Origin of the sequence: Janthinobacterium lividum (assembly GCF_034424625.1) — a bacterium.
Classification (GTDB): Bacteria; Pseudomonadota; Gammaproteobacteria; order Burkholderiales; family Burkholderiaceae_D; genus Janthinobacterium; species Janthinobacterium lividum.
The window spans coordinates 1408461-1424791 of sequence record NZ_CP139976.1; the positions used below are offsets into that span (position 1 = coordinate 1408461).

14 protein-coding genes are annotated in these 16331 nt (G+C 61.8%); 12 read left to right on the top strand and 2 right to left on the bottom strand.

The window, feature by feature from the left end; translation table 11 throughout:
• The first annotated feature begins 1 nt into the window (after position 1).
• The 6 genes from U0004_RS06385 to U0004_RS06410 all read left to right on the top strand — a co-directional run bounded on the left by U0004_RS06385 (position 2) and on the right by U0004_RS06410 (position 7429).
• A complete protein-coding gene (locus tag U0004_RS06385) occupies positions 2-811 on the top strand; it encodes a polysaccharide deacetylase family protein (protein ID WP_070260206.1) in 810 nt (269 codons plus the stop codon).
• Complete coding sequence (locus tag U0004_RS06390; RefSeq protein ID WP_081345896.1) at positions 808-1848, top strand: sterol desaturase family protein; 1041 nt, start codon at positions 808-810, stop codon at positions 1846-1848. The genes U0004_RS06385 and U0004_RS06390 overlap by 4 nt, the downstream gene beginning before the upstream one ends.
• Positions 1848-2675: an EI24 domain-containing protein gene (locus U0004_RS06395; protein WP_070260056.1), complete on the top strand. Its 828-nt coding sequence runs from the start codon at positions 1848-1850 to the stop codon at positions 2673-2675. The genes U0004_RS06390 and U0004_RS06395 overlap by 1 nt, the downstream gene beginning before the upstream one ends.
• A 31-nt stretch (positions 2676-2706) precedes the next feature.
• Positions 2707-3492, top strand: a complete 786-nt coding sequence (locus U0004_RS06400; protein ID WP_070260054.1) for a competence/damage-inducible protein A — start codon at positions 2707-2709, stop codon at positions 3490-3492.
• Between the two features lie 364 nt (positions 3493-3856).
• Positions 3857-6985 (top strand): transglycosylase domain-containing protein, encoded by a 3129-nt coding sequence (locus tag U0004_RS06405; protein WP_081345895.1) that lies wholly within the window; start codon positions 3857-3859, stop codon positions 6983-6985.
• A 63-nt stretch (positions 6986-7048) separates the two neighbouring features.
• Positions 7049-7429: a hypothetical protein gene (locus tag U0004_RS06410; protein ID WP_139144285.1), complete on the top strand. Its 381-nt coding sequence runs from the start codon at positions 7049-7051 to the stop codon at positions 7427-7429.
• On the opposite strand, the gene U0004_RS06415 is transcribed toward U0004_RS06410, so the two are convergent.
• Positions 7426-8031 (bottom strand): glutathione S-transferase family protein, encoded by a 606-nt coding sequence (locus U0004_RS06415; protein ID WP_070260050.1) that lies wholly within the window; start codon positions 8029-8031, stop codon positions 7426-7428. The two genes, U0004_RS06410 and U0004_RS06415, sit on opposite strands and share 4 nt — an antisense overlap.
• A 130-nt stretch (positions 8032-8161) precedes the next feature.
• Here U0004_RS06415 and U0004_RS06420 point away from each other — a divergent pair, with 130 nt between their 5' ends.
• Complete coding sequence (locus tag U0004_RS06420) at positions 8162-9514, top strand: TAXI family TRAP transporter solute-binding subunit (protein WP_070260198.1); 1353 nt, start codon at positions 8162-8164, stop codon at positions 9512-9514.
• A gap of 75 nt (positions 9515-9589) precedes the next feature.
• Here U0004_RS06420 and U0004_RS06425 read toward each other — a convergent pair whose 3' ends face one another.
• Positions 9590-10051 (bottom strand): rhodanese-like domain-containing protein, encoded by a 462-nt coding sequence (locus U0004_RS06425; RefSeq protein ID WP_070260048.1) that lies wholly within the window; start codon positions 10049-10051, stop codon positions 9590-9592.
• Between the two features lie 384 nt (positions 10052-10435).
• On the opposite strand from U0004_RS06425, the gene glnA reads away from it, so the two are divergent.
• From glnA to corA, 5 genes are all read left to right on the top strand, one after another.
• Positions 10436-11851, top strand: coding sequence for a type I glutamate--ammonia ligase (gene glnA, locus U0004_RS06430; protein WP_029496182.1), 1416 nt, complete (start codon positions 10436-10438; stop codon positions 11849-11851).
• 156 nt (positions 11852-12007) lie between these two features.
• Entirely contained in the window at positions 12008-12517 is a 510-nt protein-coding gene (locus U0004_RS06435) for a DUF4124 domain-containing protein (protein WP_370452793.1), read from the top strand.
• Positions 12518-12522: 5 nt separating this feature from the next.
• Complete coding sequence (glnL, locus tag U0004_RS06440) at positions 12523-13611, top strand: nitrogen regulation protein NR(II) (RefSeq protein ID WP_034782484.1); 1089 nt, start codon at positions 12523-12525, stop codon at positions 13609-13611.
• A gap of 48 nt (positions 13612-13659) precedes the next feature.
• A complete protein-coding gene (gene ntrC / locus U0004_RS06445) occupies positions 13660-15150 on the top strand; it encodes a nitrogen regulation protein NR(I) (protein WP_070260046.1) in 1491 nt (496 codons plus the stop codon).
• 139 nt (positions 15151-15289) lie between these two features.
• Positions 15290-16255 carry a magnesium/cobalt transporter CorA gene (gene corA / locus U0004_RS06450; RefSeq protein WP_034760218.1) on the top strand — a complete coding sequence of 322 codons (966 nt, stop codon included), beginning with the start codon at positions 15290-15292 and terminating at the stop codon, positions 16253-16255.
• The last annotated feature ends 76 nt before the right edge of the window (positions 16256-16331 follow it).

Consider the following 16331-nt stretch of genomic DNA (forward strand, 5'->3'; position numbering starts at 1 on the left):
GATGAAACGTCTGATTCCCGCGTGCCACGTGCCCGCCATGCTGTTGTGCGCCAGCGCCATGCTGTCGCCCGCGCAGGCCGCCGCACCTGTTGCCCCGGCCGCCTGCAAGGGCACCATCTACATGACCTTCGACACGGGCAGCCAGTCGCAAGCGCAACTGATCGCCGACGTGCTGAATCAACGCCATGTGAAGGCAACTTTCTTCCTCGCCAATGAAAAGACCACGCGCGGCGATTATTCGCTCGATGCCTCGTGGGCGCCGTACTGGAAAGCCCGGGTCGCCGAAGGCCATGCGTTCGGCACGCATACGTTTGACCATGTGTACTGGAAGAAGGATCTGGCCAACGGTTTGATCCAGGTCAAGCCCCAGTTCGGCAAGGACGGCGGCAAGCTGGCGTCGTTCACGGATAAACAGTTCTGCGAGGAATTGCGCCGCGTCGATACGCGCTTCCAGGAATTGACCGGGCACAAGCTCGATCCATTCTGGCGCGCGCCGGGCGGCTACACGTCGCCGCGCACCCTGGCGGCCGGCAGCGCCTGCGGCTACCAGCATGCGGGCTGGGCGCCTGCGGGGTATTCCGGCGATGAGCTGCCCAGCGACAAGTATCCGAACGCCATGTTGCTGAAAAAAGCGCTGGCGAACTTGCGCAGCGGCGATATTTTCATTTCGCATATGGGCATCTGGTCGCGCAAGGATGCGTGGGCGCCCGCCAACCTGGACGCCTTGATTTCCGGCTTGCAAGGCAAAGGGTTCTGCTTTGCCACCCTGCGCGAGCATCCTGCCTACGCGCAGAAGAAGGGCCAGCCATGATCGCCGCCGACATCCTCGGCCACGTCACTCCCGTCATCGACGCCGTCGTCGACGCCTTTGGCGTGGCGCAGGGCTGGCTGTTCCAGACCATCGTGAATCCCCTCGTGTATCACCTGGGCTTTGGCGAATTCACGGAAGAAGCGTTCGAGGGCACGGAGTGGCTGCTGATCGGCCTGTGTGAACTGGTGCTGCTGTTTCTCGTGCTGCGCCCGCTCGAAGCCTTGATTCCCGCGCAAAAGATCACCGACCCGCGCGCCCGCTGGAACGATTTCATCTACACCGTGCTGCACCGCATCGGCCTGTTTTCGGTCGTGGTGTTCTTCACGCTCGATCCGCTGATGGATGCACTGGCGGGCGCCTTGCGTTTCGACAATATTCATCCCCTGAACCTGGAATCGCTGTTGCCCGGCATGAGTCCCTTGCTCAGTTTTATCATTTATTTTGTGATACTGGACTTCGTCGATTATTGCTACCACCGGGCCTCGCACCATTTCGGCTGGTGGTGGGGCTTGCACAGCCTGCATCACAGCCAGCAAAACATGAACTTGTGGAGCGATGACCGCAACCATCTGCTCGATGATTTCCTGCGCGACGTGGTGATGGCCCTGGTGGCGCTCGGTATCGGCGTGCCGCCGGGCCAGTATGTGCTGCTGGTGTCGATTTCGCGCATTCTGCAAAGCTTGCAGCATGCAAATGTGAGGATACACTTCGGCCGCATCGGTGAGCGGCTGCTGATCTCGCCCCGTTTTCACCGCACGCATCACGCGATCGGCGTGGGGCATGAGTCGAAAGGCAAGGGCAGCATGGGCGGTTGCAACTTCGGCGTGGTCTTGCCGATTTGGGATATGCTGCTGGGCACCGCGAATTTCTCGGCCGGCTATGCGCGCACGGGCGTGCGCGACCAGCTGGCCCGTATCGATAGCAAGGGCATGGGCCGGCCGGGGCGCAGCTATGGCCACGGCTTCTGGCAGCAGCAATGGCTGGGCCTGCGCCGCATGGTGGAATTTGCAAGAATCAAACGAAAAGGACGCCGTTGATGCGTAATGTGTTGAATTCGTATGGCCGTGCTTTCCTGTCGCAATTGCACGGCAGGATATTGCTGCTGAGCGTGGCGCCGTTCATCCTGTCGCTGGTGCTGTGGGGCGGACTGCTGTATGTGGGCTTGCAGCCGCTGATCGACAGCCTGCATGCGCTGTTTACGCAGTACGATTTCTTCCGCACCAGCGGGCAGGTGCTGTCCACCTTTGGCCTGGGCGTGCTGAAGGCCGTGATCGTGCCCCTGATCGCCATGTTCATGCTGCTGCCGCTGATGATCCTGACGGCGCTGATCTTCATGGGCCTGTTCGCCATGCCGGCCATCGGCCGCCATATCGGCGGACGGCACTTTCCTGAGCTGGAAAAGAAACATGGCGGCAGCCTGCTGGGCAGCGTGGGGACGTCCCTGGCCACCTTTTTGCTGTTCATCATCGCCTGGGTCATCATGCTGCCCCTGTACGCGTTTCCGCCGGCCGCGCTGGCGGGACAAGCCGTGCTGTGGGGCTGGCTGACCTACCGCGTGATGGCGTATGACGCCATGGCCGACTACGCCAGCGCGGAAGAGCGCCACGCCATCATGCGCACGCAGCGCTGGCCCCTGCTGGCCATCGGCATGGTGTCCGGCGCGGCCGGCGCCGTGCCGGGCATGCTGTGGATGGGCGGCGTGATGTCGGTGGTGTTCTTCCCCTTCCTGGCGGCGTTCGCCATCTGGCTGTATGTGCTGATCTTTATCTTCACGGGCCTGTGGTTCCAGTATTACTGCCTGGAAGCACTGTCGCGTTTGCGGGGCGTACGCGGCATGACCGACGTGGCGCCGGCGGACGCCTGAGTATTTTTATCGAATTCTACGAGGGAGCTTCATGGCTATCGGATTGATCATCATCGGCGACGAAATCCTGTCGGGCAAGCGCGCGGACCAGCATTTCCCGAAAGTAGTGAGCATGCTCAAGGCACGCGGCTTGCAGCTGAGCTGGGCGGAGTACGTGGGCGACGAGCCGGCCCGCCTGGTCGCCTTGCTCAAGCGCAGCTTTGCCAGCGGCGACATCGTCTTCAGCTTTGGCGGCATCGGCGCCACGCCGGATGACCATACGCGCCAGGCGGCGGCCGATGCGCTGGGCTTGCCGCTGGTGCTGCATCCGCAGGGCAAGGTCAATATCCAGCAGCGCATCACGGAAATGGGAGAAGAAACGGGCGTGCCGGCCGATTTGAACTCGCCGGAAAACCTGCACCGCCTGAAAATGGCGGAATTTGTCGAAGGCGCCGAGCTGATTCCGAATCCGTACAACAAGATTGCCGGCTTTGCCGTGCACGAACATTATTTCGTGCCGGGCTTTCCCGTCATGTCCTGGCCCATGATCGAATGGGTGCTCGACACGCATTATGCGCACCTGTTCAACCAGGTGCCGCACGCGGAACACGCCTTGCTCGTGTATGAAACGGCCGAATCCCTGCTGACGCCGCTGATGGTGCGCCTGGAAACAGATTTTCCGCTGATTAAGGTGTTCAGCCTGCCCAGCGTGGGCGATGCGCAGACGCGCCGGCATATCGAACTGGGCGTCAAGGGCGAGCCCGCGCAGGCTGAAGCCGCCTTCGCGCAGATGTGCGCCGCGCTCGATACCTTGCAAGCGGAATACACCACCATCTGACATGCAGCCAGCCCGGCGCCGGCGGCTTTTTCTCCGGCGTCCAGCCCGCCTTGCATCTATGTACGCAAGCGTACGTTCCAAGACGTTGTTTTTTTGCGAAAATCTTCAATGAAGCAAGATTTTTGTGTGCGCTCGTCAGTCGTTCCCATGCCGATGTGGTGGAATGGTGAACAGGAGCCTGGCGTGTCAAACGCGGGGTTGCCTGCCTGTGCAGTAGCGTGTTTTTTTGATTCACCGGTATGGACATCATGTTAAGCAAGCTTTGTCGTGACCGGCCCTGGCCGGCTCTGGTCTTATCCCGCGCGGAGCGGTATCGCTACCGCATTTCCCGCGCCGTCCAAACCCAACCTTACCCCAGCATCCCATGAAAGACACAGGCGTCAATCTGGCCGCGCAAGAGCGGCCCCCCTCTGATCCACTCTCCGACACGGGCGCCGAGGCGCCGCCGCCGGCGCGCCCGCCGAAGAAGCGCCGTTCGCGCATCTGGCCCATCTTTGCCATCATCGTGCTGGGGCTGATCGCCGGCGCGGCGTGGTTCGTCATGCGCGAAGTGCGCACCTCGGCCCTGCAGGCGGAGTTTTTCACGCGCCTGGACCGCCAGCTGGCGTTCAAGGTCGAGCCTGGCCCGGCACCGGCAGGCGCCATCCGCTATCCGCAGCACGGGCCGTATGACGAGCGGCTCGGCTATGCCAGCCTGCCGGATTTTATTAGCAAGCTCAATGCGCGCGACTATGAAGTGACGGCGCAGGCGCGCATGTCGCCGAAAATGGTGCAATTGGTCGACCGGGGCATCTTTGCCACATACCACGAGAAAAACCGCGCCGGACTGACCATCCTCGATTGCCGCGCCGCGCCCCTGTTCGCGGCCAGCTATCCCGAGCGCATGTTCGACGGCTTTGCCGAAGCGCCGCCCGCGCTCGTGCAAAGCCTGCTGTTCATCGAAAACCGCGAATTGCTCGACCCGGGCACGCCCGAGCGCAATCCCGCCGTGGAATGGGACCGCCTGAGCAAGGCTGTCCTCGACAAGGCGCTGAACCTGTTCGGCGGCCACCGCAGTGGCGGCGGCAGCACTCTGGCTACCCAAATTGAAAAATACCGGCATTCGGAAGACGGCCGCACCAGTTCCATGCAGGACAAGTTGCTGCAGATGATTTCGGCCAGCCTGCGCTCGTACCAGGATGGCGAAAACACCATGGAAGCGCGGCGCAAGATCGTGCTCAATTACCTCAATACCGTGCCGCTGTCGGCAAAGAGCGGTTTTGGCGAAGTCAACGGCATTGGCGACGGCATGTGGGTCTGGTATGGCAGGCCATTTGCCGAAGTGAAGACTTTGCTCAAGGGTAATATGGACCAGCCGGGCAGCGCGCTGGCCTACAAGCAGGCGCTGAGCCTCTTGATCGCGCAGCGCCGTCCCTCGCATTACCTGGTGGCCGGCGGCGCCGACCTGGAAGAATTGACCAACAGCCATCTGCGCCTGCTGGCGCAAGCGGGCGTGATTTCGCCGCAGCTGCGCAATGCGGCCATCGCCGAGAAGCTGCGTCCGTCGACGGCGTCCGGCGTGCAATCGGAAGCATCGACCTCGTTTGTCACGCGCAAGGCCTCGAATGCCGTGCGCAATCACCTGGCCAGCATGCTCGGCGACCCGCGTTTGTACAACCTCGACCGCCTCGACCTGAAAGTGGTCAGCACGCTCGACGCGCAGGCGCAAAATGCCGTCACCAAGGTCTTGCGCGAATTGCGCGACCCGGAAGTGGCGAAAGCGGCCGGCCTGACGGGCAAGGGCATGCTGGGCAATGGCGACCCGGCCAACGTGGTCTACAGCTTTACCCTGCTGCAAAAGGGCGAGCAAGCCAACTTGCTGCGCGTGCAGACGGATAACTACGACCAGCCGCTCGACATCAACGAAGGCGCCAAGCTGGACCTCGGTTCCACGGCCAAGCTGCGCACCCTGGTCACCTATCTGGACATCATCGACCAGTTGCACCAGCGCTACAGCGGCATGGGCGCCGCCGAGCTGAATAAGATCGCCGTCGATCCCAAGGACATGCTGTCGCAGTGGGCGATTGCCTATCTGAAACCGTTGGCACTCGGCGAGGCGCGCAACCTGCCGGCCATGCTGGCGGCCGCCATGGAACGCAAATATTCGGGCAACCCGGGCGAAGGCTTCTTCACGGGCGGCGGCTTGCACCATTTCGGCAACTTCTCCAAGCTCGACGACAGCCGCATCATGACCTTGCAGCAGGCGCTGCGCCAGTCGACCAACCTGGTGTTCGTGCGCCTGATGCGCGACGTGGCCCGCTATTACATGTTTTCGCGTCCTGATTCCTCGGCCTCGCTGCTGGCGGATGCGGATGATCCGCGCCGGGCCCAGTACCTGAGCCGTTTTGCCGACAAGGAAGGGCGTGAATTCCTGCACCGCTTCTATCAGAAATACCGCGGCAAGAGCGTTGACGAGCAGGAAAAGATTTTGTTGGCCAGCATCCGCCCGACCCCCGTGCGCCTGGCCAATATCTTCCGCACCGTGAATCCGAAGGGGACCGTGGCGGAATTTGGCGATTTCCTCAATGCCAACTTGACGTCGCAAAACGAAGTACCGCCCGAGCGCGTCGCCAAGATGTACCAGCAGTACGCGATGGAAAACTGGTCGCTGGCCGACCGTGGCTACCTGGCCAATGTGCATCCGCTGGAACTGTGGATGGTGGCGTATCTGCGCCAGCACGAAGGTTCCACCCTGTCGCAGATGGTGGCGGCCAGCGAGAAGGAACGCCAGGAAGTCTATAAATGGCTGTTCAATACGCACCGCAAGCATGCGCAGGACCGCCGCATTGCCAACTTGCTGGAAGTGGAAGGGTTCCTGGAAATCCACCGCCAGTGGAAGAAGATGGGCTATCCGTTCGACTCGCTCGTGCCGTCGTACGCGACGACCCTGGGCGCATCGGCCGACCGTCCCGCCGCACTGGCCGAGTTGATGGGCATCATCATCAACGATGGCGTGCGTAAACCGAGCGTGCGCATCGATTCCATGCATTTCGCCGCCAATACGCCATACGACACCATGGTCAAGCGTGGCAGCAAGGTGGAAGCGGAGCAAGTGCTGTCGCCGGACGTGGCCAAGGCAGTGGCCAAGGCCATCCGCGAAGTGGTGTCGGACGGTACGGCGAAACGGGCGAAGACGGCGTTTGTCGGAGCCGACGGCGTGCCGATCCCGATGGGCGGCAAGACGGGTACGGGCGACCAGCGCTTCGACGTGTACGGCGCCGGTGGCCGCCTGATCGAGTCGCGCTATGTGAACCGCTCGGCGACATTTGTGTTCAATATCGGCGAGCGCTTCTATGGCAGCATGACGGCGTATGTGCGGGGGCCGGAATCGAAGAACTACGATTTCACCAGTGCCTTGCCGGTGCAATTGCTGGTCTCGCTGGCGCCGAGCCTGATGCCGCTGATCGAGGCGCCCGCGCCGGCCGAAGGTGTGGCCAAGCAGTGCACGAATTAAATCGTTGCTGCAATTAAAAGCCGGCCTGAATGGGCCGGTTTTTTTATGGAGGAGAAAGAATCCATGGAAAGAACACAGCAGATCTTTGCGCAATACCACCGCTTTGACGATGGCTCACTGGTGTCGATGGAACAGATGTACCAGCCCCAAGGCGTGCAGGCCGTGCGCATCGTCTTGTACGCAAGAAATCATGGGCTGGAAGGCAATGTCTGGCGCAAAGTCGCCATCACGGTGGGAGAAGTGCAGGAAGTACTGGTCAGGACGCCGGGCAACTTCATCAACCGCATCTGCTGCGGCGTGAAGTTGCTGCGTTTCGGCGATGTCTGGTGCGTCGATATCGACGGCACCTACACGCACGATGACCCGGCGACCCTGGATGAGGTACGCCGCGATGGCGATTGCTACGTCATCGGCGGCACGGTCGAGGCAATCGAACTCGATTAGCCGGCAAACACGGCGGTTTTATCTTCCAGGCGCGCGTGATACGCGGCGATGGCCGGATAGTCGGGACGCTGCATGGGCGCCATCAACCAGCGCTTGACGGACAGGCCCAGCACGATATCGGCCAGGGTGAACGCCTCGCCGCAGACGAAGGCGCCCGTGCGCTGCAACTGCTGTTCCAGCACGCCCATCATCTTGTTCCAGCCGGCAATACCGGCCGCCAGTTGCGCCGCATCCTGGTGCGCGGGGCTGTGGCGCACCAGCGACATGAAGGCGTAGCGCCAGCTGTTGTTCAAATCACCCATTTGCCAGTCCATCCATTTTTCCACTTCCGCGCGGGCACGCGGATTACTCGGCAGCAAGTCGTCGCGGCCCGCCTGGGCACACAGGTAGCGGCAAATCGTGTTCGATTCCCACAGCACCAGGTCGCCATCGAGCAGCACGGGCACCATGGCGTTCGGGTTCAAGGCCAGAAAGGCCGGGTCGTCCGTGCTGCGAAAGCCGCTGCCCCAGTCTTCGCGTTCATACGGCAGGTCGAGCTCCTCGCACGTCCACAGGACTTTGCGGACATTGATCGAAGCGGCTTTTCCAAGAATTTTCAGCATGCGGGACTCCATAGGCAGGTGGTCGATCCAGAACTGTAGCCGAATTGGCCACGCCGCGCATGTGAAAGTGCCTTGCATAGTTGGGGTTTTCTTGGCATCGTAGCCACCCATGAAACCTATGCGCCACCACATGTCCAAAATCCTCGCGTTCAGCCGCTTTTCCGTGCGCGACTTCCTCGCCACCGCCGGTCCCACCTTGCTGCTGGTCGGCGCGTTTTGCGCGCTCGCGTACTGGCTGGTCGACCCCGCGCCGCCACGCCAGGTGAGCCTGTCGACGGGGCAGGACAATAGCGCCTACGAAGAGTTCGGCAAGAAATATGCGGCCACCCTGGCCAAGCACGGCATCAAGGTGACCTTGCAGCCGTCGTTGGGTTCGCAGGAAAACCTGCAGCGCTTGAATAGCGGCACGACCGATATCGCCTTCGTGCAAAGCGGCTCGACAGAACATGACGATGCCGAGCGCCACGGCTTGATTTCCCTGGGCAGCCTGTTTACGGAGCCCGTCTGGCTGTTCATGCGCGAAGACAAGGCCGTGACGGAGCTGACGCAACTGAAGGGCATGAAGATCAACCTGGGGCCGGAAGGCACGGGCGTGCCCGGCCTGTTCCGGCAGTTGCTGTCTGTAAATGGCGTCGAAGCCAAGGACTTGACGGTGAGCGACTTGCAGAATACGCCTGCCACGGTGGAGCTGCTGGAAGGGCGCATCGATGGTCTCGTGTTCAGCTCGGCGCCGGAAGCGCCGCTGATCCAGATGCTGCTGCAAACGCCGGGCATCAAGCTGTTTGACTTTTCGCAGGCGGAAGCGTACACGCGGCGCCTGCCTTTCCTCACGCACGTCGTCTTGCCGCGCGGCATCGTCGACCTGGGGCAGAACATTCCCGCGCAGGATTATCACCTGATCGCGCCGACCGCGACTTTGGTCGCGCGCGAAGACTTGCATCCTGCCCTGGTCGACCTGTTCGTGCAGGCGGCGGCCGGCATCCATGGCGGCACGGGCTGGTTCCAGCAGCAGGGGCAGTTCCCATCCGCGCGCTACACGGAGATTCCCGTCGCGCCGGAAGCGCTGAAATTCTACAAGGATGGCGCGCCTGTGCTGCAGCGCTACATGAGTTTCTGGCTGGCCAATTTCTTCGACCGCATGTGGGTGCTGGTGGTGGCGCTGGGCGCCTTGATCCTGCCCCTGTCGCGCGTGGTGCCGCCCCTGTACGTGTGGCGCATCCGCTCGCGCGTGTACCGCTGGTACGGCCAGCTGCGCACGGTGGAGCAGGCGCTGGAAGACGTGCCGGAAGCGCAGCGCGCGCAAGTCTATGCGGCGCAATTGCAACGGCTGGACCAGATCGAGGAAATGGTCAACCAGATCTCGATACCGCTGTCGTTCGCGGACGGCCTGTATGGCTTGCGCAGCCACATCAATTTCGTGCGCAAGCGCATCTTGACCCTGATGGGCGAGCACCCGGCGCCCGAGGCGGGCGAGCCGGCCTGAAGCATCAAGCCAGCGCGGGACTTGCCTCTGGACGACGCGTGGCCGTCATCGGCAGCGGTTCCGTTGTTCCTGGTGTCAGGCGCCCAGCCACGGCAACCCCGCCTTGCACCAGCCGCCAATCTGCTTGCGGTGGCCATCGGCGTCCTTGTCGCCCTCGAAGCCTTCGAGGATGTCGAAGCAGTTCATGTAGCCGTGCTCGGTCGCCAGCTTGGCGGCATGGCGCGAACGCACGCCGGAGCGGCACAGGAACAGCAGCACCTCATCCTTGCCGGCCTGGGCCGCCAGTTGTGCGAGGAAGTCGGGATTCGGCACGCCGCCCGGGTAGGTGGCCCACTGCACCGCACCATGCTGGGTATCGGCGATGTCGACGCGGCCGACCCAGTCGCGCTCGGCATTCGTGCGTACATCGATGAGCTTGGCGGCAGCGTCGAGTTGCAGCAGGTCGTACGCTTCCTGCGGCGTGACGGCGCCGGCATACGGCGTGCCTTCATTGGCCCGGCTGCGGGCGGTGGTCAGGATGTCGGCGGCGGTAGTCATGGCGTCCTCGATGAAAGTGGGCAGGTGTGTACGATTATAGTGCGCTGTCCGCGCCCCGCAAACGGGAAACCATGGTGCACAGTCTTTGCACCACAACGAGGCATTTTCCAGAAATTCATACAAAATGCACGATAATGGTGCGTTATTCGTTTTTTGCACTTGCATAGTGCATTCTTGATTTGACGCAAACGCAGCAGGAAAATCGCGGGCATGAAACTTTCACTGGGATGGCAGTAATTTTGTTGTCGGCACCAGGGGGCTCCTGGAGCTGGCATGGAATCTGCTATGATCCTTATGAGTTTTGGTGGCACGCAATGTTTGCTTCGCTTCATCAGCCCAGACGCACTAAGGTCGGCTCACCCCACATTCATTTAGGAGATACGCATGGCAATGACAGCCGCAGAAGTCTTGAAGATGGTAGAAGAAAACGAAGTCAAATTCGTTGATTTCCGCTTTGCCGATACCCGTGGTAAAGAGCAGCACGTGACGGTTCCCGTGTCGCACTTCGACATGGACAAATTCGAGTCGGGCCACGCCTTTGACGGTTCTTCGATCGCTGGCTGGAAAGGCATTGAAGCGTCCGACATGATCTTGCTGCCGGATCCAAACACGGCCAATATCGATCCGTTCATGGAAGAAACGACCCTGTTCATGCAGTGCGACGTGATCGAACCGTCGGACGGCAAGGGCTATGACCGCGACCCGCGCTCGATCGCGAAACGCGCCGAAGCCTACCTGAAATCGTCGGGCATGGGCGACACCGCCTACTTCGGCCCTGAGCCGGAATTCTTCATCTTCGACAGCGTGCGCTGGAAGATCGACATGTCGGGCTGCTTCGTCAAGATCGGTTCGGACGAAGGTTCGTGGTCGACCGGCAAGGACATCGAAGGCGGCAACAGCGGCCACCGTCCTACCGTCAAGGGCGGTTACTTCCCGGTGCCACCAGTGGACAGCTTCCAGGACATGCGTTCGGAAATGTGCCTGATCCTTGAGTCCTTGGGCATCCCGGTTGAGGTACATCATCACGAAGTGGCCGGCGCCGGCCAGAATGAAATCGGCACCAAGTTCTCGACCCTGGTCGAGCGCGCCGACTGGACGCAAAACCTGAAATACGTGGTGTGGAACGTGGCGCACAGCTATGGCAAGACCGCCACCTTCATGCCGAAACCTATCGTTGGCGACAACGGTTCGGGCATGCACGTGCATCAATCCGTATGGAAAGATGGCAAAAACCTGTTCGCTGGCGACGGCTATGCCGGCCTGTCCGATTTCGCCCTGTACTACATCGGCGGCATCATCAAGCACGCCAAGGCACTGAACGCGATCACGAATCCGGGCACCAACTCGTACAAGCGTCTGGTACCAGGCTACGAAGCCCCAGTGAAACTGGCGTATTCGGCGAAAAACCGTTCCGCCTCGATCCGCATCCCGCACGTGGCCAATCCAAAAGGCCGCCGCGTCGAAGCGCGCTTCCCGGACCCACTGGCGAACCCGTACCTGTGCTTCGCCGCACTGCTGATGGCCGGTCTGGACGGCGTTGCCAACAAGATCCATCCGGGCGAAGCCGCCTCGAAAGATCTGTACCATCTGCCGCCGGAAGAAGACGCACTGATCCCGACCGTGTGCGCTTCGCTGGAAGAAGCTCTGGACGCACTGGACAAGGACCGCGAGTTCCTGACCCGTGGCGGCGTGTTCAGCGATTCGATGATTGACGCTTACCTGGAACTGAAAATGCAGGACGTACAGCGCATGCGCATGACCACGCATCCTGCCGAGTTCGACATGTACTACTCGCTGTAATGGCGCCATGCCGGCAATGTGCCGGTAGTGAATAAAAAACGCGGGTGAGGCGATGGTCTTGCCCGCGTTTTTTTATGCAGTACGCCAATGCGGTGATCGTGCGGTGTTGTATAGTCGGCCCAGGAACGATGCGGCATGTGCCGACAGGAGTGAAGATTGACCAAGCATTACAGAATGGTGCTGATGGCAGGATTGCTGGGCGCGGCGGCACAGGCGCACGGGCAGCTGTATGTGTGCGCCGATGCGCAGGGACACAAGACGTACACGGACAAGCGGGCCGGCGCGCATTGCCAGTTGCTCGATTTACCGGGCGCCATGACGGAGCCGCCACGCAAGACGGCGCCGCTGGCCGGCGCGCCTGCCCGGCCCGCCATGCAGGCGGCGGCCACGCCGGCGCCTGCCGCCGGCGCGTTTCCCAAGGTCGATGGCGCCGAGCAGCGCGCGCGCGACCTGGACCGGCGCCAGATCCTGCAGGACGAATTGCGCAGCGAAGAACTGAAACTGGCGGCCCAGCGCCTGGAATTCAACGCCGGCCAGCCCGAGCGCCAGGGCAATGAGCGCAACTATGCGAAATACCAGGAACGGGTGGCGCAGTTGAAGGACAACATTAGCCGAACACAGCAGAACGTCGAGGCCCTGAAACGCGAGATCGCGAATATTCGGTAAAGCACATGACACCAGACAACCATTCCAGCCGTCCCGCCCACCTGGCCGGCCTTGATTTGCTCGCTTCAGCCGTGATCCTGCTCGATGGCGACGGCCGCATCAGCTATGCCAACGCGGCGGCGGAAAACCTGCTGGAAAGCTCATTGAAAGCCCTGTCGCGGCAAAAGCTGACGGCGCTGTTCCTCAATCCCGACGAGCTGTCCGGTATTTGCGCGCAGGCGCTCGAACATAAATTTTCCGACTTGCGGCAGGACCTGAGCCTGGAACGCCTGGGGCGCGAACCGCTGCGCGTGCACAGCATCATCAGCGCGCTCGACGCGCCGCGCGACGGCGTGCTGATCGAGCTGCGCGAAAACGTGCAGCAGCTAAAGCTCGACCGCGAGGAGCGCATCCTCGACCAGAGCCAGGTCAACAAGGAGCTGATCCGCAACCTGGCGCATGAAATCAAGAACCCGCTGGGAGGCATCCGCGGCGCGGCCCAGCTGCTGGAGCTGGAATTGCCGGCCCTGCACCTGAGCGAGCTGCGCGAATACACGCAAGTCATCATCAAGGAAGCGGACCGCCTGCAAACCCTGGTCGACCGCCTGCTGGCGCCGCACCGCCGCCCGCATATCGTGGGCGACGTGAATATCCACGAAGTGTGCGAGCGCGTGCGCAGCCTGATCCTGGCCGAATTTCCCAGTGGCTTGACTATTTCGCGCGATTACGATGCCTCGATCCCCGAGTTTCGCGGCGACAAGGAACAATTGATACAAACCGTGCTCAACATCGCGCACAACGCGGCGCAAGCCCTGGCCGAGCGCATCGAGGCGGGCGATGCGGAGCTGATTTTCAAGACGCGCGTGGCGCGCCAGGTGACCTTGGCCAAGGTCCGTTACGGCCTGGCATTAGACTTGCATATCATTGACAATGGACCGGGCATCGCACCCCAGATCCGCGACCGGATTTTCTACCCGCTGGTGTCGGGCAGGGAAGGCGGCAGCGGGTTGGGACTGACCTTGGCGCAAACCTTCGTGCAACAGCACCTGGGCGTGATCGAGTGCGAAAGCCGGCCTGGATACACCGATTTCAGGATCGTTCTACCCTTGCCATAAGCGAGGAGGTATCCCACCCATGAAATCCATTGCGGGACGCACACACTAATGAAGCCAATCTGGATAGTTGACGACGACGAATCAATCCGCTGGGTGCTGGAAAAAGCCCTGGCGCGGGAAAATCTCGCCACCAAGAGTTTTGCCAATGCGCGCGACGCCATCGCCGCACTGGAATTTGACACGCCGCAAGTGCTCGTGTCCGATATCCGCATGCCGGGCGCATCCGGCCTGGAATTGCTGCAGACGGTCAAGTCGCGTTTTCCCGGCTTGCCGGTCATCATCATCACGGCCTTTTCCGACCTCGATTCGGCCGTCGCAGCCTTCCAGGGCGGCGCCTTCGAATACCTGGCGAAACCCTTCGATATCGACAAGGCCGTCGAGCTGATCCGCCGCGCGCTGGAAGAAAGCCTGCGCGAGACCAGCGTCGAGTCGGGCCCGTCGGAGACGCCGGAAATCCTCGGCCAGGCGCCGGCCATGCAGGAAGTCTTCCGCGCCATCGGCCGCCTGTCGCAATCGAATGTGACCGTGCTGATCACGGGCGAATCCGGTTCCGGCAAGGAACTCGTGGCGCGCGCGCTGCACAAGCACAGCCCGCGCGCGGCGCAGCCGTTCATTGCCCTGAACACGGCGGCGATCCCGAAGGATTTGCTGGAGTCCGAACTGTTCGGCCACGAACGCGGCGCATTTACGGGCGCGCAAACGACGCGCCGGGGCCGCTTCGAGCAAGCCGAGAACGGCACTTTGTTCCTCGATGAAATCGGCGACATGCCGTTCGACCTGCAGACGCGCTTGCTGCGCGTGCTGTCTGACGGCCATTTCTACCGCGTCGGCGGGCATCAGCCCATGAAGGCGAACGTGCGCGTCATTACCGCCACGCACCAGAATCTCGAGCAGCGCGTGCGCGACGGCCTGTTCCGCGAAGACTTGTATCACCGCCTGAACGTGATCCGCCTGCGCCTGCCCAGTTTGAGGGAGCGGCGCGAGGATATCCCCATCCTGGTGCGCCACTTCCTGGTGCAAAGCGCGCGCCAGCTGGGCGTGGAAGCCAAGCGCATGAGCGAGCCGACGATGCAGTTCCTCAGCAGCCTCGATTTGCCCGGCAATGTGCGCCAGCTGGAAAACCTGTGCAACTGGATCACCGTCATGGCGCCGGGCCAGACGGTGGAAATCAAGGACTTGCCGCTGGAATTGACGCAGGGGCAGGGCGATGGCGCGGCCACCGTGGCGGCGGGCGAAGCTGCGCCGGCGGCCGTGGCGCATCCGCATGGCGGCCAGGTCTTCGAGGCGGCCGCACCCGCCAACGGCGCGCCGCCGGGCTGGATCGGTTTACTGGAATTGCAGGCGGCCGGCATGCTGGGGGCAGGGCAGCAGGAGGTCATGGCCGTGCTGGGACGCCAGTTCGAGTCGGCCCTGATCAAGACGGCGCTCAAGCATACGCACGGGCGCAAGAACGATGCCGCCGTGCGCCTGGGCATCGGCCGCAACACCATCACCCGCAAGATATCCGAACTGGGCATCGACGGCGCCAAGGAAGATTGACGTCTTGCCGGACGGGGGCTCCCCCGTCCGCTTTTTCTTGCGGTGTTCCTTGCACGCCACAACACCCACAGCAGGCGATAAGGTAAGCTGGCGCCTGCCGGACTGTTTCGTCCGGTGTTAACTTGAACTGTGGAATAGCATGCTCATAAACTGCGTGGCCTACCAGGATGGCAAAAAACTGGCCGACTTGCCGATCGACGACATCAGCGACTACGTCGAGCGCCCCGATTGCTTCGTCTGGGTAGCCCTGCTCGACGCTACGCCGGACGAGCTGAAACAGATGCAGCACGAGTTTTGCCTGCATGAACTGGCGGTGGAAGACGCGCAACGGGGTCACCAGCGCCCGAAGATCGAGGAATATGGCGATTCCCTGTTTGCCGTCGTGAAAACCGTGGAAATGGTCGAGAACGAACTGGTGTTGGGCGAAGTCGACATTTTCGTGGGCGCCAATTACGTGCTTTCGTCGCGCAGCAACAGCTCGCAAGGGTTCCTTGGCGTCCGTGCGCGCGCCGAGCGTGAACCGCACTTGCTGCGTCAGGGCTCCGCCTTTGTGCTGTATGCGCTGATGGACGCCGTCGTCGACCGTTACTTTCCCGTGCTCGACGCGCTGGAATCGGAACTGGAACTGATCGAGGACCGCATCTTCGACCGTGGCACCGAGCGCGACAATATCGAACGCCTGTATCAATTGAAGCGCAAGGTCATGGTCTTGCGCCACGTGGTGGCGCCCCTGATGGAAGCCGTGGGCAAGCTGCACGGCGGGCGCGTGCCGCCCCTGTGCCACGATACCCAGGAGTATTTCCGTGACGTGCATGACCATCTGGCACGCATCAACGGCACGCTCGACACGATCCGCGACACGATCAGCACGGCGATCCAGGTGAATCTGTCGATGGTGGCCATCGACGAGAGCGAAGTGAACAAGCAATTGGCGGCCTGGGCCGCTATTTTCGCCGTGTTCACGGCGTTTGCCGGCATCTGGGGCATGAACTTCAAGTTCATGCCGGAGCTGGACTGGCATTATGGCTACCCGGCCGCCGTGGCAGTGATGAGCTGTGTCTGCGGTTATATGTATTACTTGTTCAAGCGTTCCGGCTGGCTATAAAAAATTCCTGTGTATCTGTATTATTAAACAATAGCCAGGGGTACAATCGCGGCAGGTCCGCTGGGGCGGGCCATGG